Raw genomic sequence first — 528 nt, 5'->3', positions numbered from 1 at the left:
AAGCGTGAAATTTTTTACGCTTCTTATTTTTGTTTAATGCCCTAAAAGTTTAATGCCATAAAATAAGCAAAAAATTATCCTCTTTGACGCATTAAATATGGTCAACTTCAGGAATACGTAAAACTTGTCCAGGATAAATTTTATCAGGAGATTTTAGCATTGGTTTATTGGCTTCAAAAATAAATGTGTTCTTATTCCCTTGCCCTTTTCCATAAACCTCTTCAGCAATTTTCCAAAGATTATCACCAGACTTAACCTCATAAAAACGAGACGTTTTTTTATGCGTCGTATCAATAACCTTTAATTGCTCAACATCCACAGAAGAAATACCTTGTGAATTGCCAACAACCAGGAGTGCTTTTTCAAGCGTTTCCCTATCTGGAACCTCACCGCTTAAAACAGCTTTACCATCTTCAACTTGAATACTGACTTTTTCTGTATCAAGTTGAAAATGATCAAATGCTGCCTTAAAGTCTTTTTCTTTTGGTTCATGGTCTCCTATACCTAACTTTTCCCCTACAGTTTTAA

At 34.1% G+C, this 528-nt stretch carries 1 protein-coding gene; it reads right to left on the bottom strand.

The features are described from left to right. Positions 1-91: 91 nt before the first annotated feature. Positions 92-528 (bottom strand): peptidoglycan-binding protein LysM (gene lysM / locus ACFINC_RS11890; RefSeq protein WP_375617322.1); only part of this gene is annotated, 437 nt, incomplete at its 5' end.

The organism is Bartonella sp. AP58NXGY, assembly GCF_042195785.1.
GTDB lineage: Bacteria > Pseudomonadota > Alphaproteobacteria > Rhizobiales > Rhizobiaceae > Bartonella.
The sequence above is the reverse complement of the archived record's forward strand: the minus strand, read 5'-3'. Positions and strand labels throughout refer to the sequence as shown.